Origin of the sequence: Streptomyces sp. NPDC020379 (assembly GCF_044387105.1) — a bacterium.
GTDB lineage: Bacteria > Actinomycetota > Actinomycetes > Streptomycetales > Streptomycetaceae > Streptomyces.
In genome coordinates this window covers 260,318-286,058 of record NZ_JBIRVR010000003.1, presented here as the reverse complement: position 1 = coordinate 286,058, position 25,741 = coordinate 260,318, and the positions used below count along the sequence as shown (strand labels likewise).

22 protein-coding genes and 1 tRNA gene are annotated in these 25,741 nt (G+C 70.9%); 9 read left to right on the top strand and 14 right to left on the bottom strand.

Features of this window, described 5'->3' with window-relative positions:
* Positions 1-134 precede the first annotated feature (134 nt).
* The gene (locus ACH427_RS06075) at positions 135-1,286 is read right to left on the bottom strand and encodes an acyltransferase family protein (RefSeq protein ID WP_398868186.1); all 1,152 of its coding nucleotides are present in this window, start codon (positions 1,284-1,286) and stop codon (positions 135-137) included.
* Positions 1,287-1,469: 183 nt separating this feature from the next.
* On the opposite strand from ACH427_RS06075, the gene cysS reads away from it, so the two are divergent.
* The 3 genes from cysS (at position 1,470) to ACH427_RS06060 (ending at position 5,706) form a co-directional block, all read left to right on the top strand.
* Positions 1,470-2,864 (top strand): cysteine--tRNA ligase, encoded by a 1,395-nt coding sequence (gene cysS / locus ACH427_RS06070; protein WP_398868185.1) that lies wholly within the window; start codon positions 1,470-1,472, stop codon positions 2,862-2,864.
* Between the two features lie 108 nt (positions 2,865-2,972).
* Positions 2,973-3,923, top strand: a complete 951-nt coding sequence (gene rlmB, locus ACH427_RS06065) for a 23S rRNA (guanosine(2251)-2'-O)-methyltransferase RlmB (RefSeq protein ID WP_398868184.1) — start codon at positions 2,973-2,975, stop codon at positions 3,921-3,923.
* A 154-nt stretch (positions 3,924-4,077) separates the two neighbouring features.
* Complete coding sequence (locus tag ACH427_RS06060; RefSeq protein ID WP_398868183.1) at positions 4,078-5,706, top strand: DoxX family membrane protein; 1,629 nt, start codon at positions 4,078-4,080, stop codon at positions 5,704-5,706.
* A 59-nt stretch (positions 5,707-5,765) separates the two neighbouring features.
* Here ACH427_RS06060 and ACH427_RS06055 read toward each other — a convergent pair whose 3' ends face one another.
* From ACH427_RS06055 to ACH427_RS06045, 3 genes are all read right to left on the bottom strand, one after another.
* Positions 5,766-6,488: an NDP-sugar synthase gene (locus tag ACH427_RS06055; RefSeq protein ID WP_398868182.1), complete on the bottom strand. Its 723-nt coding sequence runs from the start codon at positions 6,486-6,488 to the stop codon at positions 5,766-5,768.
* A 120-nt stretch (positions 6,489-6,608) separates the two neighbouring features.
* Complete coding sequence (locus ACH427_RS06050; RefSeq protein WP_398868181.1) at positions 6,609-7,025, bottom strand: hypothetical protein; 417 nt, start codon at positions 7,023-7,025, stop codon at positions 6,609-6,611.
* Between the two features lie 368 nt (positions 7,026-7,393).
* Entirely contained in the window at positions 7,394-8,518 is a 1,125-nt protein-coding gene (locus ACH427_RS06045; protein ID WP_398868180.1) for an ABC transporter ATP-binding protein, read from the bottom strand.
* Between the two features lie 242 nt (positions 8,519-8,760).
* Between ACH427_RS06045 and ACH427_RS06040 the strand changes: the two genes are divergently transcribed.
* Positions 8,761-8,834 (top strand) — tRNA-Thr (locus ACH427_RS06040).
* Between the two features lie 80 nt (positions 8,835-8,914).
* Here ACH427_RS06040 and ACH427_RS06035 read toward each other — a convergent pair.
* Complete coding sequence (locus ACH427_RS06035) at positions 8,915-11,080, bottom strand: MMPL family transporter (RefSeq protein WP_398868179.1); 2,166 nt, start codon at positions 11,078-11,080, stop codon at positions 8,915-8,917.
* A 225-nt stretch (positions 11,081-11,305) separates the two neighbouring features.
* Between ACH427_RS06035 and ACH427_RS06030 the strand changes: the two genes are divergently transcribed.
* Complete coding sequence (locus ACH427_RS06030; protein ID WP_398868178.1) at positions 11,306-12,451, top strand: M24 family metallopeptidase; 1,146 nt, start codon at positions 11,306-11,308, stop codon at positions 12,449-12,451.
* A 154-nt stretch (positions 12,452-12,605) separates the two neighbouring features.
* On the opposite strand, the gene ACH427_RS06025 is transcribed toward ACH427_RS06030, so the two are convergent.
* Both ACH427_RS06025 and ACH427_RS06020 read right to left on the bottom strand, forming a co-directional pair.
* On the bottom strand, positions 12,606-14,183 hold the full coding sequence (locus ACH427_RS06025; protein WP_398868177.1) for a DHA2 family efflux MFS transporter permease subunit: 1,578 nt from the start codon (positions 14,181-14,183) through the stop codon (positions 12,606-12,608).
* 201 nt (positions 14,184-14,384) lie between these two features.
* The gene (locus tag ACH427_RS06020; RefSeq protein WP_398868294.1) at positions 14,385-15,389 is read right to left on the bottom strand and encodes a zinc-binding dehydrogenase; all 1,005 of its coding nucleotides are present in this window, start codon (positions 15,387-15,389) and stop codon (positions 14,385-14,387) included.
* A gap of 88 nt (positions 15,390-15,477) precedes the next feature.
* Between ACH427_RS06020 and ACH427_RS06015 the strand changes: the two genes are divergently transcribed.
* Positions 15,478-16,182 (top strand): pentapeptide repeat-containing protein, encoded by a 705-nt coding sequence (locus tag ACH427_RS06015; protein ID WP_398868176.1) that lies wholly within the window; start codon positions 15,478-15,480, stop codon positions 16,180-16,182.
* A gap of 33 nt (positions 16,183-16,215) precedes the next feature.
* Here the strand turns inward: ACH427_RS06015 and ACH427_RS06010 are convergent, their stop codons facing one another.
* The 6 genes from ACH427_RS06010 to cdgB form a co-directional block, all read right to left on the bottom strand.
* On the bottom strand, positions 16,216-16,713 hold the full coding sequence (locus tag ACH427_RS06010) for a hypothetical protein (protein WP_398868175.1): 498 nt from the start codon (positions 16,711-16,713) through the stop codon (positions 16,216-16,218).
* A 146-nt stretch (positions 16,714-16,859) separates the two neighbouring features.
* Positions 16,860-18,407: a M4 family metallopeptidase gene (locus tag ACH427_RS06005; protein ID WP_398868293.1), complete on the bottom strand. Its 1,548-nt coding sequence runs from the start codon at positions 18,405-18,407 to the stop codon at positions 16,860-16,862.
* Positions 18,408-18,973: 566 nt separating this feature from the next.
* Entirely contained in the window at positions 18,974-19,162 is a 189-nt protein-coding gene (locus ACH427_RS06000) for an antitoxin (RefSeq protein WP_398868174.1), read from the bottom strand.
* A gap of 237 nt (positions 19,163-19,399) precedes the next feature.
* Positions 19,400-19,600, bottom strand: coding sequence for a hypothetical protein (locus ACH427_RS05995; protein WP_398868173.1), 201 nt, complete (start codon positions 19,598-19,600; stop codon positions 19,400-19,402).
* Positions 19,601-20,100: 500 nt separating this feature from the next.
* Entirely contained in the window at positions 20,101-21,024 is a 924-nt protein-coding gene (locus ACH427_RS05990) for a carbohydrate-binding protein (RefSeq protein WP_398868171.1), read from the bottom strand.
* Between the two features lie 195 nt (positions 21,025-21,219).
* A complete protein-coding gene (cdgB, locus tag ACH427_RS05985; protein ID WP_398868170.1) occupies positions 21,220-22,974 on the bottom strand; it encodes a diguanylate cyclase CdgB in 1,755 nt (584 codons plus the stop codon).
* A gap of 412 nt (positions 22,975-23,386) precedes the next feature.
* On the opposite strand from cdgB, the gene ACH427_RS05980 reads away from it, so the two are divergent.
* Positions 23,387-23,938: a flavin reductase family protein gene (locus ACH427_RS05980; RefSeq protein WP_398868169.1), complete on the top strand. Its 552-nt coding sequence runs from the start codon at positions 23,387-23,389 to the stop codon at positions 23,936-23,938.
* A 36-nt stretch (positions 23,939-23,974) separates the two neighbouring features.
* Here the strand turns inward: ACH427_RS05980 and arfB are convergent, their stop codons facing one another.
* Positions 23,975-24,403 carry an alternative ribosome rescue aminoacyl-tRNA hydrolase ArfB gene (gene arfB, locus ACH427_RS05975; RefSeq protein WP_398868168.1) on the bottom strand — a complete coding sequence of 143 codons (429 nt, stop codon included), beginning with the start codon at positions 24,401-24,403 and terminating at the stop codon, positions 23,975-23,977.
* A gap of 199 nt (positions 24,404-24,602) precedes the next feature.
* On the opposite strand from arfB, the gene ACH427_RS05970 reads away from it, so the two are divergent.
* Both ACH427_RS05970 and ACH427_RS05965 read left to right on the top strand, forming a co-directional pair.
* Positions 24,603-25,178, top strand: a complete 576-nt coding sequence (locus tag ACH427_RS05970; protein WP_398868167.1) for a TerD family protein — start codon at positions 24,603-24,605, stop codon at positions 25,176-25,178.
* 296 nt (positions 25,179-25,474) lie between these two features.
* Entirely contained in the window at positions 25,475-25,738 is a 264-nt protein-coding gene (locus ACH427_RS05965) for a hypothetical protein (RefSeq protein ID WP_398868166.1), read from the top strand.
* Positions 25,739-25,741: the final 3 nt, after the last annotated feature.

Below are 25,741 nucleotides of genomic sequence, written 5' to 3'. Positions count from 1 at the left end.
AGGCCCATTCGTAGGCATGCTGACATAGGAAGTCCCCGTGCTGCCGTGACAGTTATCTCCTGTCTCTCGCGTATTTCCAAGCCCCGGCCTGACGTGATCTTCACAAGGGTCCACGGATATCCGTACAAGGCAGGTCACCCCGCCCGGATATCCGTTGCCGCGCGGCGCAGACCGCGCCCGAGAACCCCCGCCAGCGGGCGTTCCACGTACCGGTGCACGAGCCACGCGGCCTGGAGCATCCCCAGGACGAGGGCCGGGAGCAGGACGTAGCGCGGCACCAGGCCGGCGGTGTGCCGGATCACCAGCCAGCCGACGCGTTCGTGGATCAGATAGAGCGGGTAGGTCAGCGCTCCGGCCGTGGTCAGCCACCGCCGGTCCAGCCGCCGGGTGCGGCCGAGCGCCACCGCCGCGACCGCGACGAAGAACAAGGTCAGCAGGGCCGTCGTCGGCCAGTGCGGCACGTGCCGGCCCATGTGGCCTTCCGCGCGCGCCTGGGCGTCGACAAGGGCGTGCTGGGCGATCAGGAAACAGCTGCCCACGATCAACCAGAGCGCCATGTTCGGGCGGAAGCGGTACATCAGGTAGAAGGCGATACCGGCGATGAAATACCAGCAGTCCTCCGGCATGAGGATCTGGTCGAGCACCGGGTTGTGCACGGCGGCGGCGATGACCCCGGCGAATCCCCAGACCGCGCAGAAACCGACGGCCCGCCGATAGGTCAGTCCACGCCAGGCGATCAGCGCGAAGAGCAGGTAAAAGCGCATCTCGACCCAGAGCGTCCAATAGACGCCGTCGACCGAGTCCACCCCCAGAGGCGATTGCAGCATCGTCAGGTTGACGGCGACATCCCTCGGACGGAGGGTTTCGTCCACCGCGGGCCACAAATAGACGGCGAGGGTGACGAGGAGTACCCCGAACCAGTACGCGGGGAAGAGCCGCGTGACGCGCGACACGGCGAACTGTCCGACGCTCTTGCCCCAGCCGCTCATGCAGATCACGAAGCCACTGACCAGGAAGAACAGCTGCACGCCCAGCCAGCCGTAGGACGCGGGCAGGAAGGCCGTCGGGAAGACCGCCGCGGACGGCCGCTCCCAGATCCCGCTGCCGAAGGCCACGTAGTGATAGGCCACCACCATCAGCGCGGCGAACAGCCGCAGCCCGTCCAGCGCGGCCAGCCGCCCGCGCCGCTCACCGCCCGCCGGTCTGCGCGCCGTCTCCAGCGGCCCGGCGGGCGGGCCCGGCCGTTCGGGGTGCTCCTGTTGTACCGGCAGAGTGGAGTGCAACACCCCTCCAGGTTTCCGCGGCGTCCCACGAGAAGTCGTCACCGAGAAGTTGGCTTCGTGCCGCGGAAGTTACCACGCGAAGTTATATTTTTGGCGCAATAAGCAAATAAGGGGCAAAATGTTCCGTCCGATGAACGAACCGGCCGTTTGCCCGGGGCACTGCCCGGAGCCCACTACCCTGGTTCCGTGACCATTCGCCTGTACGACACCAGCGCCCGGCAGATCCGTGACTTCTCCCCGCTCACGCCGGGCTGCGTCTCGATCTACCTCTGCGGCGCGACCGTGCAGGCCGCTCCGCACATCGGACATATCCGCTCCGGTCTCAACTTCGACATCATGCGCCGCTGGTTCACCCACCGCGGCTATGACGTGACCTTCGTACGCAACGTCACGGACATCGACGACAAGATCATCAAGAAGTCCGCCGAGCAGGGTCGCCCCTGGTGGTCGATCGGCTATGAGAACGAGCGCGCCTTCAACAGCGGTTACGACGTGCTCGGCTGCCTGCCCCCCACGTACGAACCACGCGCCACCGGCCATGTCACCGAGATGGTCGAGATGATGCGCGGCCTCATCGAGCGCGGACACGCCTATGAGGCGGAGGGCAACGTCTATTTCGACGTGCGCTCCTTCCCCGGCTACCTCGAGCTCTCCAACCAGGAGCTGGACAACCTCCTCCAGCCGTCCGGCGAGGGCGAGACCGGCAAGCGCGACTCCCGCGACTTCGCGATGTGGAAGGCCGCCAAGCCCGGCGAGCCCTCCTGGGAGACCCCGTGGGGCCGCGGCCGGCCGGGCTGGCACCTGGAGTGCTCGGCCATGGCGCACAAGTACCTGGGCGCGGCGTTCGACATCCACGGCGGCGGCCTGGATCTGATCTTCCCGCACCACGAGAACGAGATCGCCCAGGCCAAGGCGTTCGGTGACGACTTCGCCTCCTACTGGGTGCACAACGCCTGGGTGACCATGAGCGGCGAGAAGATGTCGAAGTCGCTCGGCAACTCCGTGCTCGTCTCCGAGATGGTCAAGCACTGGCGCCCGATCGTCCTGCGCTACTACCTCGGCACCCCGCACTACCGTTCGATGATCGAGTACAGCGAGGAGGCCCTGCGCGAGGCGGAGGCCGCCTTCGCGCGGATCGAGGGCTTCATCCAGCGGGTCGTGGAGAAGGCCGGCCCGGTCGAGCCCGCCGCCGAGGTGCCGCCCGCCTTCGCCGAGGCGATGGACGACGACCTGGGCGTCCCGCAGGCCCTCGCGATCGTCCACACCACCGTGCGCCAGGGCAATTCCGCGCTGACCGCCGACGACAAGGAATCCGCCGTCGCCCGGCTGGCCGAGGTCCGCGCCATGCTCGGCGTGCTCGGCCTCGACCCGCTCGACGCGCAGTGGGCCGGTGCCGCGAGCGGCCGTGGTGACGATCTGCACGGCGTGGTGGACTCGCTGGTCAGGCTGGTGCTCGAACAGCGCCAGGCCGCCCGCGGCCGCAAGGACTACGCCACCGCCGACGCCATCCGCGACCAGCTCCAGCAGGCGGGCCTCGCCATCGAGGACACCCCGTCCGGGCCCCGCTGGTCCCTGTCGTAGCGGGCCCGGCACCCGAGCGACGCCGCCCGTCCTGAGAGACACTTTTCGTACGTACGTTTACAAGAGCCGCCCCCGGTGGCTCTGAGCAGTGAAGAAACAGGTGCACCCATGGCCGGCAACAGCCAGCGCAGGAACCGCCGCACGTCCAACAAGAAGGGCGCGACGGTCGGCAGCGGCGGCAAGCGGCGCCGTGCCCTGGAGGGCAAGGGTCCGACCCCGCCCGCTTCCGAGCGCAAGGGCCACAAGAAGAACCGTCTCGCCAACGCCAAGGTCCGGCACGAGTCCAAGCGCCCCGCCCCGCGCCGCGGCGGCCCCAAGGGCGCCAACGAGCTCGTCGTCGGCCGTAACTCCGTCGTCGAGGCGCTGCGCGAGGGCGTCCCCGCGAACACGCTCTACATCCAGCAGTACCTGGACAACGACGAGCGCGTCCGCGAGGCGCTCCAGCTCGCCACGGACAAGGGCCTCAACCTCATGGAGGCCCCCCGTCCCGAGCTCGACCGGATGACGAACGGCCTCAACCACCAGGGCCTCGTCCTGTCGGTGCCGCCCTACGAGTACGCCCACCCCGACGACCTCACCGCCGCCGCGTTCGACGACGGCGAGGACCCGCTGATCGTCGCCCTCGACGGCATCACCGACCCGCGCAACCTCGGCGCCGTCGTCCGCTCCGTCTCCGCCTTCGGCGGCCACGGCGTGGTCGTCCCCGAGCGCCGCGCGGCCGGCATGACCGCCAGCGCCTGGAAGACCTCCGCGGGCACGGCCGCCCGTACGCCGGTGGCGCGCGCCACCAACATGACGCGGCTGCTGGAGTCGTACCAGAAGGCCGGGCTCGTGGTCGTCGGCCTGGCCGCCGACGGCGACGTCGAGCTGCACGAGCTGGAGGCGCTGGGCGGCCCGGTCGTCATCGTCGTCGGCAGCGAGGGCAAGGGCCTGTCCCGCCTCGTCGGCGAGACCTGCGACTTCCGCGTGCGGATCCCGATGCCGGGTGGCGCGGAGTCCCTCAACGCCGGTGTCGCGGCGGGTGTGGTCCTCTACGAGGCGTCGCGCCGCCGCGCCTGACCCTTTGTGACCGCTCGTGGTCACTAAATGACATCGAACGCCGGAAGGGCCGGTTAAACCAGCCCTTCCGGCGTTCGGCGTCTCATGATCTTGACGGGTCTCGGACAGTTCGAACCGGTCAAGGCAGTGTCCTAATCAGAAGTCACTCGGTTAGATGAGTGTGGACACCAGAACACCCCGCACACCCACGGGGGGAAGCTCTTCCGGGTACGACGACCAGCCCGCGCTGAGTACGGTGAAAGTGCCGTCCGACCCGGCGCAGATCGTCGTCAACCATATGAGTTTCCGCGTGCAGCTCGCCCGGCCGCCGCGTGTCGCCCGGCAGTTCGCCGGGGTCGCCGACACGGCACAGCTGCCCACCGTCAAGGGCGCGGCCAGGCGCCGCGCCCCGGTGGTGTGGAGCGGCCGGACCCAGCCCGGCGACGCGGCGCCCACCGAACTCCTGCAAGCCGTAAGGGACTCCGCGGCCGGGCCTGTGGACACCGCGACCGGCAAGGACGCGGGCTCCACCCAGGTGCTGCCCCGGATCCGCGTCGACGGCCCTCCGCCCACGGTGGTCGGCCCCCGCGGCTCCGGCGAGCACACCGGCCCCGGTGAGCTCGTCGACGCGGTCGGCCCCCAGACCCAACTGCTGCGCGGGGTGCGCCCCACGGACAGCGCGTACGACGAAGACCAGTACCAATACCCGGAGTTCGACGAGGACGACGGCGACGACCCCGGGCGCAGGCGCGAGCGCGGCGGCAACGACTCCGTCCGGCACGCCTATTACCCCGGGCGCCGGATGAACCTCGGCGTCGTGCTCCTGCCGTTGCGGATCTTCCTCGGCCTCATCTCCATCTACGCGGGCATGGGCAAGCTCTGCGACCCCGTCTATTTCGACGGCGGCCGCCGGGGCTCCATGGTCACCTGGCTCACCGCGCTGCACCCCTGGCCCATGGCCGCGCCCCTGCGCACCCTCGCCCTCGCCCATCCCGTGGGCTCCGGGCTCACCGTCGCCTTCCTCCAGGTCGTCGTCGGCGTCCTCACCATCCTCGGCCTCTGGCAGCGGCTCGCCGCGGGCATCGGCGTCCTGCTCTCCGCGGTCCTCCTCATGACGGTCAGCTGGCGCACCGTGCCCGTCTACAACGCGCCCGACATCGTCTACCTCGCCGCGTGGAGCCCGCTGGTCATCGCCGGAGCGCCCTTCTACTCCATCGACGGCCGCCTCGCCGGGGAGGCGTGGCGGCGCCTCGGCCCCCGCGCCGAGCTGTGGGACCTGCGCCGGCGCGTGCTGCGCCGGGGCACGGTCATGGCCACCGTCGTCATCGGCCTGTCCCTGATCGCCGGTTCGACGCTGGGCGGCGCCGTGCGCTCCTCGGAGACGGTGCGGACCCCCGGGCCGAGCGACCCGCCCGTCAACAACCTCCCCGGCACGCCGCTCCCGCAGACCCCGGGCACCGGCGCCCCGACCCACGGCGGCCGCGGGTCGGCCACCCCCGGCACCCCCAGGCCGACCCCCTCGGGCAAGAAGACCGCCACGCCCTCCGCCACCGCGCCCGCCGTCCCCGGCACCGCGCGGGCCCCGGAGAGCACGGCGGGCGCGGCCGGGCACCCGGGCGCCAGCCAGGGCGCGCACTCCACGCCGCAGACGCACGTGCGGCCCGCCGCTCCCGCGGCGCCGCGCAGCCCCTCCGGATCGTCCGCCGCGAACGGCTCCACGGGCGGCGGTACGGGATCCTCCGGCAACTCCTCCTCCGGCGGCTCGACCGGCGGCGGAGGGGCCCTGGGCGGCCTCCTCGGCTGAGGCACGGCGCACCGCGCCCCCGCACCCGGCCAGGGTGCGGGGGCGCTTTCGTACGCTCGTCAGCCCGCGAGCTCCTTGGCGGCCTCGGTCAGGTCCTTCGCGGTGTCGATGGCCCGCCAGTACGCGCCGTGCGGCAGCGGGTAGCCCGCCAGCCGGCGCTCGCGCGCGAGGCGCGGGAAGGTCGTGCGCTCGTGGTCGCCGTGATCGGGCAGCAGGGCGGTGAAGGCCGCGGAGAAGACATAGACGCCCGCGTTGATCAGATACGGCGAGGGCGGCGACTCGATGAAGTCGAGGACCTTGCCGAACTCGTCCGTCTCCACGGCTCCCCAGGGGATCCGCGGCCGGGCCAGTGCCAGGGTGGCCGTCGCGTCACGCTCGTGGTGGAAGGCGGCCATCTCGCGGAGCGAGAAGCGGGTCCAGATGTCGCCGTTGGTGGCGTACCAGGGGCGGTCGGGGTGCGGCAGCGACGCCGCCGCGAACTTGAGGCCGCCACCGCGGCCCAGGGGCTCCCGCTCCACCACGGTGGTCACGCGGAGCGGCAGATCGGCCGACACGAGCCACTCCTGGAGAACCTCGGCCAGATGGCCGCAGGAGACGACGGCGTCAGTGACTCCCTCGGCGGCGAGCCAGGCCAGTTGATGGCCGATGATCGGGGTCCCGGTGCCGGGGATCTCGACCATCGGCTTGGGGCGGTCGTCGGTGTACGGGCGAAGCCGTGACCCTTGGCCTCCGGCCAGGACGACGGCTTGGGTGGGGTACGGGTACGCGTGCGTGCCTGTCATGCTCCGCACGATATGCCGTGGCCCGGGCGGGGGTGCGGGCGGCGGTGCGCGCGGTCGCGCGGGGTGCTGCCGTACGGCGGGCCGTACGGGTGGTGCGGCGGCCGGGCCCGTGGGCGGTGCTCAGTGGGCCTGGGCGACGCCGGAGGCGAACGAGGTGTCGCAGACGGGCCGGGAGAACTTCTGGGCCTGCTTGGCGCCGTACTTGGCGACCGCGGCGCGGCCGAGCGCACGCGCCAGCTCGGCGCAGTGCTGAGCGAGGGACGGACGGCCGTTGGTCGCGGCCTGGAGGTGTGTGAGCGCGGTGCCCGGGTTCTTCACCTGGAGCTCGGTCAGCAGCTGGTCGCGCAGCACCTCGTACGGCGCGCGGGCTGCCTTGGCCTGGGTGGAGGCGGTGTCGGACGAAGCGGTCAGCACCTGCGAGTCGGCACTCGGCGCGGCCCACGGGACGCGGGTGACCGCGAGTGTCCCGGAGAGCACGAGCACGACGGGGAGGACGAGGGCGAGAGTTCTGCCGATGCGGCGGGCGGCCTGGTTCATGTCGCAGATGGTAGCGAGGGGTAATGATATGGCGACATTTAGTCACCCCTTTGAGCGAATGATTCGAGGTTTATCGCGGGACGTGAGTTGACGTACGCGCTCGAAAAGGTGACGGGTGTCGGGGTTGGGCGGGACATGCGTCCGGGCTCCGCCCGCTGCCGCGTCCTCAAACGCCGGACGGGCTGATTGTGCTGGTTACGGTCCGCACAATCAGCCCGTCCGGCGATTGAGGACAACGCGGCGGAGCCGTGTTGCTGGGGGCCCGGGGTCTCCCCGGTTTCGGGAAGGGGCGGGGCTGGGGAAAAGTGCCGCAGGCCCACCAGCCCGCACCCGGCAACGGACCCGCACCCAGGCCCAACCCGCCCTCCCTAGTCGCTCAGCCGCTCACCCGACGACGTCGAGAAGACGTGCAGCTCGCCCGCCCGCGGAACCACCCGCAGGAGCGCGCCCTTCTCCGGGACGTTGCGGCCGTTGACGCGGACCACGAGGTCCTTGCGGTCGTCGCCGACCTCGGCCGTGCCGTAGACGTAGCCGTCCGCGCCCAGTTCCTCGACGACGTTGACCGTGACCGCGAGGCCGGCGGGGGCCTCCTTGCCGAGGGACGGCGCGGAGCCGCCCTGCTCGACCACGTCGAAGTGCTCGGGCCGGACGCCGACGGTCACCGTGCGGTCGCCCCGGTCCGCCGCGGCGGAGAGCGCCTCACGGGAGACGGGCACCACGCTGTTGCCGAACTTCACGCCGCCGTCGGTGATCGGCACCTCGACGAGGTTCATGGCGGGGGAGCCGATGAAGCCCGCGACGAAGAGGTTGGCGGGGCGGTCGTACATGTTGCGCGGGGAGTCGACCTGCTGGAGCAGGCCGTCCTTGAGCACGGCCACCCGGTCGCCCATGGTCATGGCCTCGACCTGGTCGTGGGTCACGTACACCGTGGTGATGCCGAGGCGCCGCTGGAGCCCGGCGATCTGGGTGCGGGTCTGGACGCGCAGCTTGGCGTCGAGGTTGGACAGCGGCTCGTCCATGAGGAACACCTGCGGCTCGCGGACGATCGCGCGCCCCATGGCCACGCGCTGCCGCTGGCCGCCGGAGAGCGCCTTGGGCTTGCGGCCGAGGTACTCCGTGAGGTCCAGGATCCTGGCCGCGTCCTCGACCTTCTGCCGGATCTCCGCCTTGTTGACGCCCGCGATCTTCAGGGCGAAGCCCATGTTGTCGGCGACGGTCATGTGCGGGTAGAGCGCGTAGTTCTGGAACACCATCGCGATGTCCCGGTCCTTGGGCGGCAGGTGGGTGACGTCGCGGTCACCGATGCGGATCGCGCCGCCGTTGACGTCCTCCAGCCCCGCGAGCATGCGCAGCGAGGTGGACTTGCCGCAGCCGGAGGGCCCGACGAGGACGAGGAACTCGCCGTCCTCGATCGCGATGTCGAGCTGGTCGACGGCGGGCTTGTCGCTTCCCGGGTAGATCCGGGTCGCCTTGTCGTACGTGACCGTAGCCATGGTTCGAGATCCCTTCACCGGCAGGAACGTGCCGGACGATCCGAGTAAAAGGAGTGGTCCAGTCCAATTGGACGGGTTGCCGGTGACGCTACCTGTGGGCGGGGCGGTTGTCAGCAGGCGAGCGGGCCCGACCTTCGCGCGCCGTCTTCCGGCCGCCCGGGGCCGTGGCAACTCTGTGGCTGGTCGGAGGGGGTGCTGTGTAGAGTGGGGCAGCGTTCGTGGGCGCAGCCCGCGTGCGTCGTGCCGCCTTAGCTCAGTTGGCCAGAGCGTCGCTCTTGTAAAGCGAGGGTCGTCGGTTCGAATCCGACAGGCGGCTCGCGTCAGCGCCGCACAGCGCGTGGACCGGCCCTCCGTGATCTTTCACGGAGGGCCGGTGTCATTGCGGGAGCGTACGCGTCAGCTCCGTACCTCCTCGCCCTCCGTCCGGTACGGGGACACCCGCGGGTGCTCGGTGGCCGGCTCCGCGCGGGGCGCGTCCTGGTGACCCGGCCACCATGCCTTGTGGCCGAGGAGCGAGGTCACGGTCGGGACCAGCAGCATGGCCATGATGAAGGCCGTGAGCAGGATGCCGAAGGCGACCGCGAAGCCCATCTGCTGGAGCATGGAGTTGTCGGCCAGCATCAGGACGCCGAAGGTGCCCGCCAGGATGATCGCCGCGGAGGAGATCGTCGGTGCCGAGCGGGAGACGGCCGTGCGGATGGCCTCGCGGGCCGGGACGCCGCGGCGGACCTCCTCGCGCAGGCGGGCGACCATGAGGATGTTGTAGTCGGTGCCGATGGCGACGACGAAGAGATAGACGATGATCGGCAGCATGAACAGCAGGCCGCTCTTGTGCTGCGCGCCCTGGAAGAGCCAGACGGTCGCGCCGAGCGTCGCGCCGAAGCCCAGGGCGACGGAGATCATCAGATAGAGCGGCGCCACCAGGCTGCGGAGCAGCAGCCCCAGGATGATCATGATGGCGAGGCCGGCGACGGGGAAGACGACCGTGTAGTCGTGGGTGACGGCCTTCTCCACATCGGAGAGGACGGCCGAGGTGCCGCCGACGACGGCCCGGGTGCCCTCGGGCGCGGCCGCGTGCGCGCCGTCGCGGAGCGAGCCGCCGGCCAGCTCGATGGCCTTGTCCTCGGTGGGCCGGTACTTCAGGACGACGCTGTACTGCGCGACGGTGCGGTCGGGGCTGGTGGCCGTGAGCGCGGCGGAGCCGACCCCGTCGAGCTTCGCGAGCCTGTCGCGGTAGGTGTCCAGGGCGCCCTTGTCGAGCGGGGCGGCGTCCTTGGACTGGACGTAGACCATCGCCGGGTCGGACTGGCCGGCGGAGAAGCCCCGCTGGAGGTCCTTCATCGCCTGGACGGACTCCAGCTTCTGCGGCAGCTGGCTGTCGGTGTCGAACTCGGCCTTGAAGCTGAACGTGCCGATGGCGAGCACCGCGAGGACCAGGGCGGAGACGGCCCCGATGAGCCCCGGGCGGTGGGCGACGGCGGAGCCGAGGCCGTTCGCGACGCGGTTGCGCGGCTTCTTCTTCCACGACTTCGACGGCCAGAACGCCTTGGTGCCGAGCAGGGAGAAGACGGCCGGCACGAGGGTGAGCGCGGCCACGAGGGTCACGCCGACGGAGATCGCCAGCGACGGGCCCATCGCGCGCATCATGCCCATGGTGGAGAGCAGCAGGGCGAGGAAGGCGACGATGACGGCGCCCGCGGCGGAGGCGATGGTCTCGCCGACCCGGGCGACGGCGTTGACCAGCGCGTTCTTGGGTTGTTCGCCGGCCCTCAGCTCCTCGCGGTAGCGGAAGAGGAGGAAGAGGATGTAGTCGGTGCCGACGCCGAAGAGGACGACGATCAGGATCGCGGATATGGAGTTGTCGGCCTTGAGTCCGCCGAGGTGGGCGACGGTGCCGATGAGTCCGAGGGCGACGGAGAAGACGACGCCGATGATCAGTACGGGCAACAGGGCGATCAGCGGGCTGCGGAAGATGACGAGCAGCAGAATGACGATCAGGAGGAGGGTCGCCGACATGATCATGGAGTCGGTGTCGCCGGAGGACTCCTTGGCGTCGAGAGCGGTGGCCGCCTGGCCGGTGAAGCCCACCTTCAACTGAGTGCCGCCGAGCAGGGACTTGGCATCCGAGCGGAGGTCCTTGACCGCGTCGGGGACGGTGCTGTCCTGGGAGTTGCGGTCGACGGCGATGACATTGGCGAGGGCTATCTCACCGTTGGGCGACACGGCCTGCGGATTGGTCGCCACCTTGGCTATGCCCTTGTGGTGCTTGGCGTCCAGGCCCTGGGTGATCCGGGCGACGGCGTCCTTGTCGGGCTGGGTGAGCCTGCCGCCGTCGGTCCGCTGGAACACGGCGATCGCGGAGGGCTGTTGGGTCTGCGGGAATGCCTTCTCCTGAAGTTTCCCGGCCTGTACGGACTCGTAATGCGAAGGCAGAAATTCCGTTTCATCGGTTGTCGACTTCAAACCAGGGGCGAGCATGGCGAGTGCCACAGCCGCGATGATCCAGCCCGCTATGGTCAGCCAAGGGCGGTGGACGGCGAACCGCCCGATCCGTCGGAACATGGTGCTCCTTCAACTATGGTTCAGCGCTGCCCGGCGGAAGAACGACAACGGAATGAGTTCGGTTCGGGCGTCAACACGCTAGGGGGGCGGGATTCCCCTCCACAACGAAATCAGGGGGAAATCGGTCCTGGGTCGGGGTGCTTCTCATCCGGGCGGATGAGGGGCTCTCACCCGTGAGGTAGAGAAATCGCTGCCGACCGCCTCCGTCCGGATTACGCTGCCTTCATGAGCGATGCCGCTGAGCCCGCCCCCTCGGCCGCCGGGGCGACCGAGGGATCCCAGGTCCTGGCCGCCCGCATGGAGCGCGCCGCCGTCTCGGCCGCCGCGGCGGGGCTGGCCGGCCTGCTGGTCACGCCGGGCCCCGACCTGACCTGGCTGACGGGCTACCGCCCGCACACCACGGAGCGGCTCACCGCGCTGCTGCTGGCGCCCGGCCACCGCCCGCAGCTGCTGGTCCCGGCGCTGGAGGCGCCCGACGCCGAACGGGCCCCGGGCGCCCACGCCTTGACGATCACGGGCTGGACGGACGGCCAGGATCCGTATGCCGCGCTCGCCCCGCTGCTGGACCCGCGGGGCCGCTACGCCGTCTCGGACGGCGCCTGGGCACTGCACCTGCTGGCCTTCCAGCGGGCCTGCCCGGGCGTGAGCTTCGGCGCGTTCACCGAGCTGCTGCCGATGCTGCGCGCGGTCAAGGACGCGTATGAGGTGGAGCGGCTCGCGGCGGCCGGCGCGGCCGCGGACGCCGCGTACGAGGACATCGTGCGGCTGCGCTTCGCGGGGCGGCGTGAGCGGGACGTGGCGGCGGATCTGGCGCGGCTGCTGCGCGAACACGGCCACAGCCGGGTGGACTTCACGGTGGTCGGCGCGGGCCCCCACAGCGCGAACCCGCACCACGACGCGGGCGACCGGGTCATCGAGGACGGCGACATGGTCGTCATGGACTTCGGCGGCCTCATGGACGGCTACGGCTCGGACACCACCCGTACGGTCCACGTGGGCGAGCCGACCGCCGAGGAGCGCAAGGTGCACGATGTGGTGCGCGAGGCGCAGCAGGCGGCCTTCGAGGCCGTACGGCCGGGCGTGGCGTGCCAGGAGATCGACCGCGTGGCCCGCAAGGTCATCCGCGCCGCGGGCTACGGCGAATACTTCATCCACCGCACCGGCCACGGCATCGGCGTGACCACCCACGAACCGCCCTATCTGGTCGAGGGCGAACACCTCCCGCTGCGCCCGGGAATGTGTTTCTCGATCGAACCGGGCATTTATCTCCCGGGCCGCTTCGGGGTCCGTGTCGAGGACATTGTGGCCTGCACGGACTCGGCGGGCCGCCGCTTGAACAACACGGCGCGGGAACTGCTGGTGGTGCGGTGAGAGAGCGGGCCGTCCGCCGCTCTGCCCGGCGGCGTCGAGCCATGCCGCCCGACAGCCCTCGATGTGCGCCCGTGCGCATTCACCGAGGGCTCGTTCGGATCCGCCCAAGGCCGGGGCGAAGGGATTTCCCCGGACGGCGGCGGAGTTCGCCGGATCAGGCCGGCGGCTCGCCCGGTTCGTAGGCGTGCAGGTGGTGGCGGGCCTCGGCCTCCGACCGGTCGGGGGGCGGGGGCGCGGTGTGTTTGGGGGCGCCCGTGGTGACCAGGAGGCTGCTGGTCGCGGCGGCGAGGAGCATGATGCCCGAGGCCACGCCGATGGCGACGTTGAAGCCGTGGACCACGCCCGCCCTCACGATCGCGTCCCGGGCGGCCGGGGTGAGCCGTCCGCCTGCCCGCAGGCGGTCCGCGACGTACGTGGCGCTGGTGGACGTGGCGATGGTGTTGAGGAGTGCCGTGCCGATCGAACCGCCCACCTGCTGAGCGGTGTTGACCGTCGCGGACGTGACGCCGGAGTCCCGTGGCGCCACCCCCGAGGTCGCGGTGGCCATGACCGGCATGAAGATCAGGCCCATGCCGAGGCCCACCATGATCTCCGACGGCAGGACGTGCGAGATGTACGCGGGCTCCACCGGCAGGAAGGTCAGCAGGAAGAGCCCGCCGGCCGCCAGCAGCGCGCCCGGTGCCATCAGCGCGCGCGGCGGTACGTGGGTCATCAGCCGCGCGGAGACCTGTGTGGAGCCGGTGACGATCGCGGCGGTCATCGGCAGGAAGGCCAGGCCCGTCCTGACCGGTGAATAGCCGCACACGACCTGGAGGTAGTACGTCATGAACAGGAACATCCCGAACATGGCGATGACCGCGAGCGCCATCGTCAGCACCGAACCCGCGCGGTTGCGGTCGCGCAGTATGCGCAGCGGGAGCAGCGGGCTCGGCGCCCGCTTCTGCCACCAGGTGAACAGCCACAGCAGCGCGGCGCCGCCGGTCAGCAGCCCCAGCACGCGCGCGTCGCCCCAGCCGCGCGGCTCGGCCTCGCTGCACCCGTAGACGATCGCCACGAGGCCCCCGCAGCCCAGCAGCACGCCCGGGATGTCCAGCCGCGGCTTGCCCTGGCCACGGCGGCGGTCGTCGTGGAGGAACGCCCCGGCGCCCAGGAAGGTGAGGATCGCGATCGGGGTGTTCACGTACAGGCACCAGCGCCAGTTCAGGTATTCGGTCAGCAGGCCGCCGGCGATCAGCCCGATCGCCGAGCCGCCGGCCGCGATCGCGCCGTAGATGCCGAACGCCTTGGCGCGCTCGCGCACGTCCGTGAACGTCGTGGTCAGCAGGGACAGCGCGGACGGTGCCAGCAGCGCCCCGAACGCGCCCTGGAGCGCCCGCGACATGAAGAGCATCCCCGAGGACTGCGCGGCGCCGCCGAGCGCGGACGCGGCGGCGAAGCCGACGAGCCCGGTCATGAAGGTGAGCTTGCGTCCGACCAGGTCCGCGATCTTGCCGCCGAGCAGCAGCAGACCGCCGAACGCGAGGGTGTAGGCCGTGATGACCCACTGCCGGTTGCCGTCCGACATCTGGAGGGCGCGCTGCGCGGACGGCAGGGCGATGTTCACGATGGTGGCGTCGAGGACGACCATGAGCTGCGCTGTGCCGATGACGACCAGACCCCACCAACGGCGGGGGTCCGATGCGGTCCGAGTGGCGGATGGGGTAGGTATAGGGCCCGTATTCCTGAAGCTCATCGGAACCTGCTCTCGCGTCCGATTCGGTGCGTATGCGGTTGTGCGCGACGCGTATACCTATGCGCTCACGCGCGCCATCCAGACTAGGCCCGATGAGGGACGTCCGCCCGTCGGAGGGCGGCTTGTTTTCGCCCCCGATTACCGGACGGAAGCGCTCCGGGACACGCGAACGTGCCCCTGGGACGGATGGGGAGCGAGGGGTCAGGGGACGAGCACGACCTTGCCCACCGTCCCGCGCGACTCCAGCGCCCGGTGCGCCGCGGCCGCCTCCGCCAGCGGGAAGCGCGTGACGACCGGAGCCACCCGCCCGGCCGCGGCGTGGGCGAGTGCCTCGGCCTGCGCACGGCGCATGCCGGCAGGCCCCCCGAGCCGCTCCATCATCGGCTGTCCCAGCACGCAACTCGACGTGACGCCCCGCGCGGCGAGCTCCTCGGGGGTGAACGCCGCGACGGGCCCCGGGCTCGCCGGGACCGCCGTCCAGCCGTGGCTGAGGTGCCGTCCCCCGCGCCCCAGCAGGCCGACCGCGGCCCGGGCCGCGTCCCCGCCGACCCCGTCGAGGACGACGGTCGCGGCCCGCCCGCCGAGCGCCGTACGGGCTCTTTCCGGCCACGCCGGGTCCGTGTAGTCGAGGGCGATGTCGGCCCCCAGCTCCCGCACGCGCTCCACCTTCGCGGGCCCTCCCGCGAGGCCGACGACCTTGGCGCCCGCGCGCTTCGCGTGCTGCACCAGCAGCGTGCCGACGCCGCCCGCGGCGGCCAGGACCACGACCACGTCGTCACCGGTCAGTTCCGCCAGGGCGAGGATGCCGAGAGCGGTGCGGCCGGTGCCGACCATGGTCACGGCGTGATCGTCGGCGAGCCCCTCGGGGATGTCGAGCAGCTTGTCCGCGTCGGCGAGCGTGAGCTGCGCGTAGCCCCCCGGCACCTGGCCCAGGTGGGTGACGACGCGGCGGCCGAGCAGCGCGGGATCCACGCCCGCGCCGAGCGCCTCGACCGTGCCCGCGACCTCGTGCCCGGGGATCACGGGCAGCTCGGGCGGCTTGTGCGGCCCCTTCGCCCGCCCTTGCCGCAAGGTCGTGTCGACGAGGTGGACCCCCGCCGCCGCGACCGCGATCCGCACCTGACCGGGGCCCGGCACGGGGTCGTCGGCGCGCTCGTACGTGAGGTTCTCCGCGGGGCCGAAGGCGTGCAGCCGGATCGCGTGCATGGGTGCTCCTCCTCGGGGCAGGGCGCCGGTGATGAGGCCGGACACCCAGGTCAGGGACGTTGTCAGTGCCATGTGCCACCGTGGACGCATGGTGATGGGCGACAGGGCACAGGGCAGGGCGAGGCCACGTAAGGCGGCCCCCACGGCCAGACTCCCAGAGGTGCGGCTGCCACCGCTGCGGCCGTACGAGGGACCCGGGCTGGAGCCGGAGGGGGATTACGACGGGCTGGACTTCACCGAGGCGGACCTCGCGGGCCAGAGCGCGCGGGGCGGCCGCTTCATGGACTGCCGGATACACCGCTGCGCGCTGGACGAGGCCCGGCTGGGCCGGGCGCGGTTCATGGACTGCGTGCTGGACGGCGTCCGGGGCGTGGGCACGGATCTCGCGGAGGCCACGCTGCGCGATGTCGAGGTGCGCGACGCCCGGCTCGGCGGCACGCAGCTGCACGGCGCGGTCCTGGAGCGGGTCCTGGTGCGCGGCGGCAAGATCGACTATCTGAATCTGCGCGAGGCGAAGCTGAAGGACGTCACCTTCGAGGGCTGTGTGCTCTCCGAGGCGGACTTCGGCGGTGCCGTCCTGGAGCGGGTCGTCTTCCGCGACTGCGCGCTGCGGCGCGTCGATTTCTCGGCCGCCCGGATGACGGACGTCGATCTGCGCGAGGCCGGGGAGCTGGACATCGCCCGGGGCGTCGAGCGGCTCTCGGGAGCGGTCATCAGCCCGTCCCAACTGCTCGATCTCGCGCCCGCGTTCGCGGCGCAGACGGGCGTCAGGGTGGAGGCGCCGCCCGGGTGACCCCGCCGGCGGGCCGGGCTCAGGAGCGGCGGTTCACACGCGCGGGAAGCGGGCCTGGAGGTCCCAGATCACCGGGTTGTCGGCGAGGCCCTCGTGCATGTCCGACAGGTCCGCGATCAGGTCGTGCAGGAAGTCCCGGGCCTCGCGTCGCAGTGCCCGGTGGTTGAAGTTGAGCGGCGGCTCGTCCGCCGGCATCCAGTCGGCCTCGACCTCCACCCAGCCGAACCGCCGGGCGAAGAGCATCCGGTCGGTCGACTCGGTGAAGTCCAGCTCGGCGTACTGCGGGACCGAGGAGCGGTTGCCCCGGGGGTCCTGGTCGACCTGTTCGAGGACGTCGCACAGCGCCCAGGCGAAGTCCAGGACCGGCACCCATCCCCAGGCTGTGGACAGCTCGCGGTCGGTCTTCACGTCCGCGAGGTAGACGTCACCGCAGAAGAGGTCGTGCCGGATCGTCCGCACGTCCGCCGTGCGGTAGTCCGTCTGCGGCGGGTCGGGGAAGCGGCGCGAAAGCGAGTAGCCGAGGTCGATCACGCTTCGATGGTGTCACGGCAGGGAGGTGTACGCGTAAACGCGCGGCCCGGGGCCCACGCGCACCGGACCGCGCCCCCGCCTTCCTGGGCGGTGGGAGCGCGGTCCGACGGGGTCACGGGAGGGGTGGGGGGTTCACCAGGGGCGGATCACTTGACGTTGATCGCGGTCCAGGTGGCCGCGACCGCCTTGTACTCCGCGCTGGTGGCGCCGTAGAGGTCCGCGGTGGCCTTCAGCGTGCCCGCGCGGGCGCCCTTGTAGTTGGTGGTGGAGGTGAAGTACGTGGTCAGGGCCTTGTACCAGATCTTGGTGGCCTTGTCCCGGCCGATGCCCGCCAGCTTGGACTTGTCGTAGGTGGGGCTGTTGTAGGTCACGCCGTTGATCGTCTTCGTGCCGCTGCCCTCGGACAGCAGGTAGAAGAAGTGGTTGGCGGGGCCGGAGGAGTAGTGGACGTCGACGTTGCCGAGGCTGGACGACCAGTAGTCCTTCGACGAGCCGTCCTTGCTCGGCTTGTCCATGTAGCGCAGCGGGGTGCCGTCGCCGTTGATGTTGATGGCCTCACCGATGAGGTAGTCGCCCTTGTCGGTGCCGTTGTTGGCGTAGAACTCGGCGGCGGTGCCGAAGATGTCCGAGGTCGCCTCGTTGAGGCCACCGGACTCGCCGCTGTAGTTCAGGCCGGCCGTCGCCGAGGTGACACCGTGGCTCATCTCGTGGGCGGCCACGTCGAGCGAGGTCAGCGGGTGGCTGTTGTTCTCACCGTCGCCATACGTCATGCAGAAGCACTCGTCGTCCCAGAAGGCGTTGACGTAGTTGTCGCCGTAGTGGACGCGGGAGTAGGCGGCCTTGCCGTCGTTCTTGATGCCCGTGCGGCCGAGGACGTTCTTGTAGAAGTCCCAGGTCACGGCCGCGCCGTAGTGCGCGTCGACCCCCGCGGTCTGACGGCCGCCGCCCCAGGTGTCGGTGGAGTTGGTGTACAGCGAACCCGTGCCGGACGTCCCCTGGTTGAGGTCGTACGTCTTGTGACCGCCGCGCGAGCCGTCGGTGAGCTGGTAGCCCGAACCGCTCTTCGTCGTGGTCAGCGGGACATTGCCGCTGTAGGTGCTGGTGCCCGTGCCCGTCTCGATGGCCTCGCGCTGGAAGAGCTTCTTGCCCGTCGACGCGTCGGTGATGACGTGCAGCTTGCTCGGCGTGCCGTCCTTCTGGACGCCGGTCACCACGGTCTCGTAGGCCAGGACCGGCTTGCCGCTCGCCGCCCAGACGACCTTGCGCGGGGCCTGGCTGTCGGTCTTGGCGTTCTTCTGGTCCGCGGAGGCGCTCAGCGCGCTCTTCTTCGCGGCGGCGGGGGCGAGCGAGGGCGTCGTCGTGGGCACGGATATGTCGGCGTCCGTCGCCTTGTCGACGCTGCGCGAGCCGCTCTTGCTCTCGTGCACGACCAGGTCGCCGCCGAGCACCGGCAGACCCTCGTACGTCCGCTCGTAGCGGGTGTGCACCGTGCCGTCGACGTCCTTGATGACGTCACGGACGACCAGCTTCTCCTTGCCGCCGAGACCGATCTTCGCGGCGGTGCTTCCCGCCTCCGTCTGCGCGGTCTTGATCGCGGCCGACCGCTGCCCCGCGGAGAGCGCGAGCGCCTGCGCGCCGTTCTGGTGGTCCGTCCTGGCGGTCGCCGAGCCGCTCTGCACGCCGACGACGACCATGGCGGCCGAGGCGACGAGGGCGGCGGCACGCAGGGTGTTCTTGCGGGAGGTGGAGGTGATGCTTCTCAACTCTGTCTCCTATGAGGGGGGTTAGGGCAGGCGGGTGTACGACTGCCCTTTGGTGCGCGTGTGGTGCAGGAGCGAATTGAGAAGAGACTCTGCCACTGATGCGGCGTCATTGACAGGGGCGCAACAAGGAATTGATCTCCCGTTCTCCGAAACGCGGTTGTTTGGTTCCGCTATGCGGTGAACTGGGTGGGGGGTTTGTTACGCGAGCGCCTGGGGTGGCGGAACGGGGACTTCCGTAAAAGGGCATGCGAGAGCCGCCCCGGGCGGTGGGTGCCCGGGGCGGCTTTCGGATGCGGTGCGGGGGTGGCCGGAGCGGGGGCGCTCGACGGCGGGGCGCGCTCAGCCGAGCCGGTCGGAGGCTCCCGCGGGCGGCGCGGCCTCAGGTGTTCCCTCAGGCGTGCGCTCAGGAAGCAGGCCGGCTTCTTCGGGGCGCGGGCCGCGGCCGCAACGCCACTGTGCCCGGCATTGCGGCCGTATACGGTCGGCGGACGCGCGGACTACCGCTGCTCGTCCGTCGGCGGCTGGTTGCCGAGCTGCTCGTTGAGCTTCTGCTGGACCGTGTCGGTCTGGCTCTGGTACTTGTTCTGTGTCTTCGCGTCGAAGGCGTCACCGGCCTTCTCGACGCCTTGCCGCGCTGTGTCCTCGTGGCCCTTGAGCAGGCCCTTGAGCTTGTCGAGCATGGACATGGCTGTCCTCCTCACGGAACGCTGACGCACCCAGCATCGCCGCATTCCGCCCGGCCCGCATCCTCGGCGGCTCCCCGGCGAGCGGCGCGCGGGGGCCCCGGGGCGGCGTGCGGTGCCGGGGCCGCGCCGGGGGAGGTCAGCCGGTGCTCGTGTATCCGCAGTTCCAGCACTTGTACACGCCGTTGCCCATCTGCTGCATCATGTTCTGGCAGTTCGGGCAGGCGAGCGCCAGGGGTGTCATGGGGCGACGGTGATCGCCCCGCTGGGGCAGCCGGGGCAGACGCCGCGGACGATCGCCGGCGAGGTGGCGTCGCCGGGATTCTCCGCGACGACGACCACCTTCAACGGAAGCCGGCAGTCCGGGCAGCGCTCGTACTCCCGATCCCGGTCGCCGATCGCCGCGGCGAGGATGCGGTCGAGTGAGTCGCCGTCGTCCATGGTGCGTATGTCCTGTCTCCACGGGATTCCCCTCCTTGGGTACTACGTACCCGCCGTGGAGCACCCCAACTCTGCGGCCGGGGCCCGGCTTACGGGGCGGGGGCGGAAGGTGGCCTGTGTGCCGAGGTATTCGCGGGTGTGTATCGTGCGGGCCCGATCCGGAGCCTCGGCGCGGGCACCCGATTTTCCCCACCGCTGGGCCGCGTGCACTGCCTGCCGGTGCCGGTCCAGCTCCGTGCCGAGTGCGTCGCCTCCGGCGAGATCGCCCGTGCGGCGAGCCGTCTCTCGGGCCAGGAGGAGCTTGGCGCACATGAAGCAACCGGGTCCGTGCGCTGCCTGGAGGTGACTGCGGGCCTCGGCGGTCTTGCCGCCGCGCGTCGGGAGAGCCGAAACGCGTCCCCCCGCAGTACGCCGGGCGGCAGCCGCCCGAGGTGGTCGAAGCCGGCCGGGCCGGAAGAGGAAGGGATCTCTCTTCCGGCCGTTCGCTCAGCGGAGCGCCGTCAGCTGTTCTTCCTGATCGAGAGCTGGTCGAGGTGGACGTCGCACGAATTGCCCTGCTCGCACGAGAGCTTGATGGAGTTCGGGCCCTTCTTGAGCTGGATGAGGGACCAGGTGCCCTTCCAGCCGTTCTCCCAGTCCTTCGTGCCGCCGAAGTTCTTCATGTTGATGGGGCGCGACTCACGCTGGCCGTTGGTGGTGATGGTGAGGTTGGCGTCCGTGCCGGGGACGCCGTAGCGGGCGTCGAGGCGGTATTCGCCGTCCGAGTCGACATTCACCTGCCACTCGACGGCGGCACCGACCTGGTTCATGCCGGTTATATACAGCCCACCGTCGGCCTGCGCGCCCTTCACCGTCTTCTCCGTGGTGGCGCCGCCCGAGAGATTGAGGGTCGCCGCGTCGCGCTGCTGAAGGCCCGCCGCCGAGGAATTGCTCGGCTCGTCCTTCCGCGGTTCCTTCGGCTTCCCGCTCTCCTGCTGCTTCGGCTTGTTGTCGCCGCCGTCGGCGCTCGTCTTCGAGTCATCGCCGCCGCTGTTGGTGATCATCGCCGCGCCGATGCCGCCCGCCACCACCACGACGACGGCTATGGCGGCGACGAGCAGACCGCGGCGCTTCGGGCGCTGGGGGCCACCGTGGCCGCCGGGCGGGGGGCCCGGCTGGCGGGGGGTGCCGCCCGGGAGCGTCTCGGGGGCCGCGTAGTGCGGTGCGGGCTGGTGCGGGGGCTGCTGGCCGCCGTACGTCTGGTTCTGCTGCCCGTACTGCCGGGTGCCCACCGTGCGGACCTGGTGGTAGGACGTGCGGGGGACGCCGGGCCGGGGCGCGGCGGAGCCGGCTTCCTGGCTCCCGTCACCACCCTCCGAGCGGTACAGGTGCGCGAACGGGTCGTCGCCCTCCGGCGTTCCCGAACCGTTATTACCGGCCGTCATCCCCTGTCACTCCCAACCTGGTGCCCACCGGCGCTCACGTGCGCGAGCGCCCCGGACCGCCGCTGCCGAGCCGGGGCGGCCCGGGCATCCACGCGGTCCGGATGGCCAATTTTCACGATCGATTCACGTCGGCGGCGGTGGCCGCATTCGGCGCAGCCTACCCGGTAATCATGGGCCCACGCCGTGGTCCGGACCTCAGCCTGCCCGCCGCCCCGCCTTGGCACGTGACCGTTTTTCGACGTACATCCGCTGATCGGCGGAGCGGAGCACCTCGTCGGCGGACATCCCGCAGCCCGCCCAGCCGATCCCGAAGCTCGCGCCGACGCGTACGGCGCGGCCGTCGACCCTTATCGGCGGGATGATCGCGTTGCGCAGCCGGACCGCGAGGTCCTCGGCGTCCGCCTGGCCGAGACCGTCGGCGAGGACCACGAACTCGTCGCCGCCGAGCCGGGCCACGGTGTCTCCCTCGCGCACGCCGTCGGTCAGCCGCCGGGCGACCTCGATGAGGACGGCGTCGCCCGTGTGGTGCCCGAAGCGGTCGTTGATGGACTTGAAGCCGTCGAGGTCGCAGAAGAGCACGGCCAGGCCCTTGGTCCCGTCGTCCTCGGAGTCCTCGTCGGGCGCGACGGTGTGCACGTGCCCCGGATAGGGCGCGCCGCCGTGTTCGGCGCCGAATTCGCCGGTGGCGCTGTCGGGCGCGAAGTCGGAGGCGTAGTCGGCGGCGAAGTCGGGGGCGTAGTCCGGCCCGAGGTCGGAGCCGAAGCCGTGTCCGTACTGCTGCTGCCCGTACGCCGCGCTCTCGACCTCGTCGAAGCCGTCGAGGGAGCCGTACGGGGCGACCGCCGCGTGCTCCTCGGCGCGGGCCGGGGTGCCGCACAGCCGGCTGCTGAGGCGGGCGCGCAGTTCGGCGCTGTTGGGCAGGCCGGTCAGGGAGTCGTGGCTGGCGCGATGGGCGAGCTGCAATTCGTGGCGCTTGCGCTCCTCGATGTCCTCGACGTGGGTGAGGAGATAGCGCGGGCCGTCCGCCGCGTCGGCCACCACGGAATTGCGCAGCGAGACCCAGACATAACTGCCGTCGCGGCGGCCGAGGCGGAGTTCGGCCCGGCCGCCCTCGGCGGAGGTGCGCAGGAGGGTGCCGATGTCCTCGGGGTGGACGAGGTCGGAGAAGGAATAGCGGCGCATCTGCGAGGCGGACCGGCCCAGAAGGCGGCACAGGGCGTCATTGGTGCGGTGCAGCCGCCCGTGCTGATCGCCGCCCATCTCGGCGATGGCCATGCCGCTGGGCGCGTACTCGAAAGCCTGGCGGAAGCTTTCCTCACTCGCGCGCAGCGCCTGCTGCTCGCGCTCCAAGCGGACGAGTGCCCTTTGCATGTTTGCGCGGAGCCGAGCGTTGCTGATCGCAATCGCGGCCTGGAACGCGTACATCTGGAGGGCCTCCCGGCCCCAGGCCCCCGGGCGGCGTCCGTTGCGCGGCCGGTCGACGGATATGACGCCGAGGAGTTCGCCCCCGGCGGTGCCCGCCGTGTACATCGGGGCGAAGAGGCGGTCCATGGGGTGCCACTCGTCCGGGAAGCGCGGGGCGGGCCCGGCGGTGTGCCACTGAGGCACGTCGTCGTCGTCGAGCACCCAGCCCTCGGTGTACGGGATGAAGCGCAGCGAGCCCCACTGGTCCGCCATGGCGAGCCGGCGCTCCCACGAGACCCGGGAACCGACCCGCCCGGCCATCAGGGCCTCGGCGTGTGCGCTGCCCGCGACGGCGGCCACGACGAGATCCCCGTCGGGCCGCACGAGATTGACCGCCGAAAGCTCATAGCCGAGGCCGGCGATGATGCCGTCCGCGACGGTCTGCAAGGTGTCCGCGAGGCTACGTGCTGTGTTCAGATCGGCAACCACCTGATGCAATCCCCGCAAGGTCGCAAGGCGGACGTACGGCTCCGACTCGGTCTCCATCTTCGCTCTCCCCCGAGACCTCGACAGCAACTCCAGGCTTCTTGTCGTCCGTTTATCACGGCCACTGAATCACAGCGAGCTGACCACTCGGTACACAGGGTCAACAATTAGCGCCCTCTGTGACTCATGTCACAGGGCGTGATGAAGTCCCGCCACTGGCGTTCGAGCGCGCTCTTATGCTTCGTGAACGCAAATCCGAAACCCATACGGCACCCATATGGACGCCATCCGGAGGTGAATCGGATGACCGCCGAAAGGTAATCGGCCACGCTTTGGCGCGAATCGGTCGCGGAGCGCGAGGATCCCCGGCGGGCCGGGGATTTCTTGCCCGGGAGGCAGCACCGGCGACCTAGGACCCGGCTGGTCCTGAAGCCCGATGCGGGGGGACGGCGCGGCGGCTAGCGTGCACAGCGTGTTGCAGACGACTTCGCCCCACGAGACCGCCATACCCCATGCTGAAGGGGTGAGTGCCGACGAGTTCCGGGCCGCCCTCGCACGCCTCGCCGCGGGCGTGGTGCTGGTGACCGCCCACGACGCCGAGGACGGGCCGCAGGGTGAGGACGTCGGGATGACGGCGACCGCGTTCCTGTCCGTCTCCCTCGAACCGCCGCTCGTGATGGTGAGCGTTCGCAACGGCTCCCGCATGGACGACCTTCTGGAACGGCAGCCGCTGTGGGCGGTGTCCGTCCTCGCCGAGAGTCAGCGGCACATCGCGGGCCGCTTCGCGATGAAGGGCCGGATCAGCGACCGGCTGCTGTTCGAGGACATCCCCTACGAGCGCGGGGCGCGGACGGGGGCCCCGCTGGTGCGGGGCGCGCTGGCCGTCCTGGAGTGCCGGACCGAGCAGCGGGTCGAGGCGGGGGACCACACGCTGGTGATCGGCCGGGTGCTGGCGGCGCACGCGCCGGGCACGGAGAGCGGGCCGCTGACGTACTTCAAGGGGCGCTACCGGCGGCTGGCCTGAGACCGCCTCGCGGGGCTTCCGTGAGTCCCGCGGGGCTCAGCCCCAATCCCGCCCGGAGCGGCCGCGCTTGGTGTCGCCGCGCTGCTTCTTCTCGCGCAGCCGCCGTTCGTTGATGCCGCGCGGGATCTTCGTGGGCCGCCGCGGCCGGGGCGGCGGCGCGGACGCCTCGGCGAGGAGCGCGGCCAGCCGCACGGCCGCGGCCTCGCGGTTGCGCCACTGGGAGCGGTGCTCCGACGCCCGTACGGTCACCACGCCGCCGACCAGGCGGTTCGCGAGCCTGGCGAGGGCGCGCTCCTTCCACACCGGGGGCAGCGCGTCGGTGGCGGCGAGGTCGAAGCGGAGCTCGACCTGGCTGTCGCTGGTGTTGACGTGCTGGCCGCCGGGGCCCGAGGAGCGCGAGAAACGCCACATGAGCTCGGACTCCGGGAGGCAGACGGAGCCGCGGATGACATGGGGACCGGACATGTCCCCCATGATCCCGCGCCCGGGGCGGACCGTCACCCCGTTTTGCGCCGGGCCGGGCCGGCCCCGGCGACGCCCCATCAGGAAATGGCAAAGAAAGTAAAGCTGACTGGAACCCTGGGTCCCCCGGAGGGCGTTATCAAGGGTGACGGCGACCCCGCGGCCGCCATCGCAGCGATTCCATCAGAAAGGGACCTTTCCCATGGCTGTAAGCCTGTCCAAGGGCGGCAACGTCTCCCTCACCAAGGAGGCCCCGGGCCTGACGGCCGTCACGGTCGGCCTCGGCTGGGACGTCCGCACCACCACCGGCACGGACTTCGACCTCGACGCCAGCGCGATCGCCGTGAACCCCACGGGCAAGGTCTACTCCGACGCCCACTTCGTCTTCTTCAACAACAAGTCGACGCCGGACCAGTCCATCGTCCACACCGGTGACAACACCACCGGCCAGGGCGACGGCGACGACGAGTCGATCAACGTCAACCTCGCCGCGCTCCCGGCCGACGTCGAGAAGATCGTCTTCCCCGTCTCCATCTACGACGCGGCGAACCGCGGCCAGAACTTCGGCCAGGTCCGCAACGCCTACATCCGCATCGTCAACCAGACCGGCGGCGCCGAGATCGCCCGCTACGACCTCAGCGAGGACGCGGCCACGGAGACGGCCATGGTCTTCGGCGAGCTCTACCGCAACGGCGCGGACTGGAAGTTCCGCGCGGTGGGCCAGGGCTACGCGTCGGGCCTGGTGGGCATCGCGCAGGACTTCGGCGTGAACGTCTGAGGCGAGCGCGTCGGACAGACGCAGGAGGGCCGCCCCTTTGGGCGGCCCTCCTGCTGTTCCTGGCGATGGGGAACTGGTGAACGGATCGGGATTCCCGAACGGGTGAACGTGCTTCGAGAGGGTTCCTCCTCGCTATAGAGGAGGGCGCCAGGACCGGGACAAGGCGGCCGGCTGGGCGTACCGCCTGTCCTGCCTGAAGGCGAAGTACGCCTGTCCCGCGCTGCTCCTCGTGGTGCCAGGACAAGGCGAGGATCGGCCTGGGGGACTCCCGGGCGGGAGAGACCTGGAGGAAACTGATGCCTATCCGTACCTACTTCCCCGGCCGCGGCACCATGATCGAGCAGGCGCTCCTCGAAGGCGAAGCGAAGGGGCGGGCCGAGGGGCGGGCCTGGGAGCGTGCGCTGATGGTGATGCGCGTGCTGAGGAACCGGGACGTCGCCGTCTCGCCGGAGGTTCGGGAGCGGGTCTCCAGCTGCACCGACCTGGACACCCTGGAGCGCTGGCTGGACCGGGCGTTCATCGTGGCCACGGCTGAAGAGCTCTTCTCCGAGCAGGACTGACCC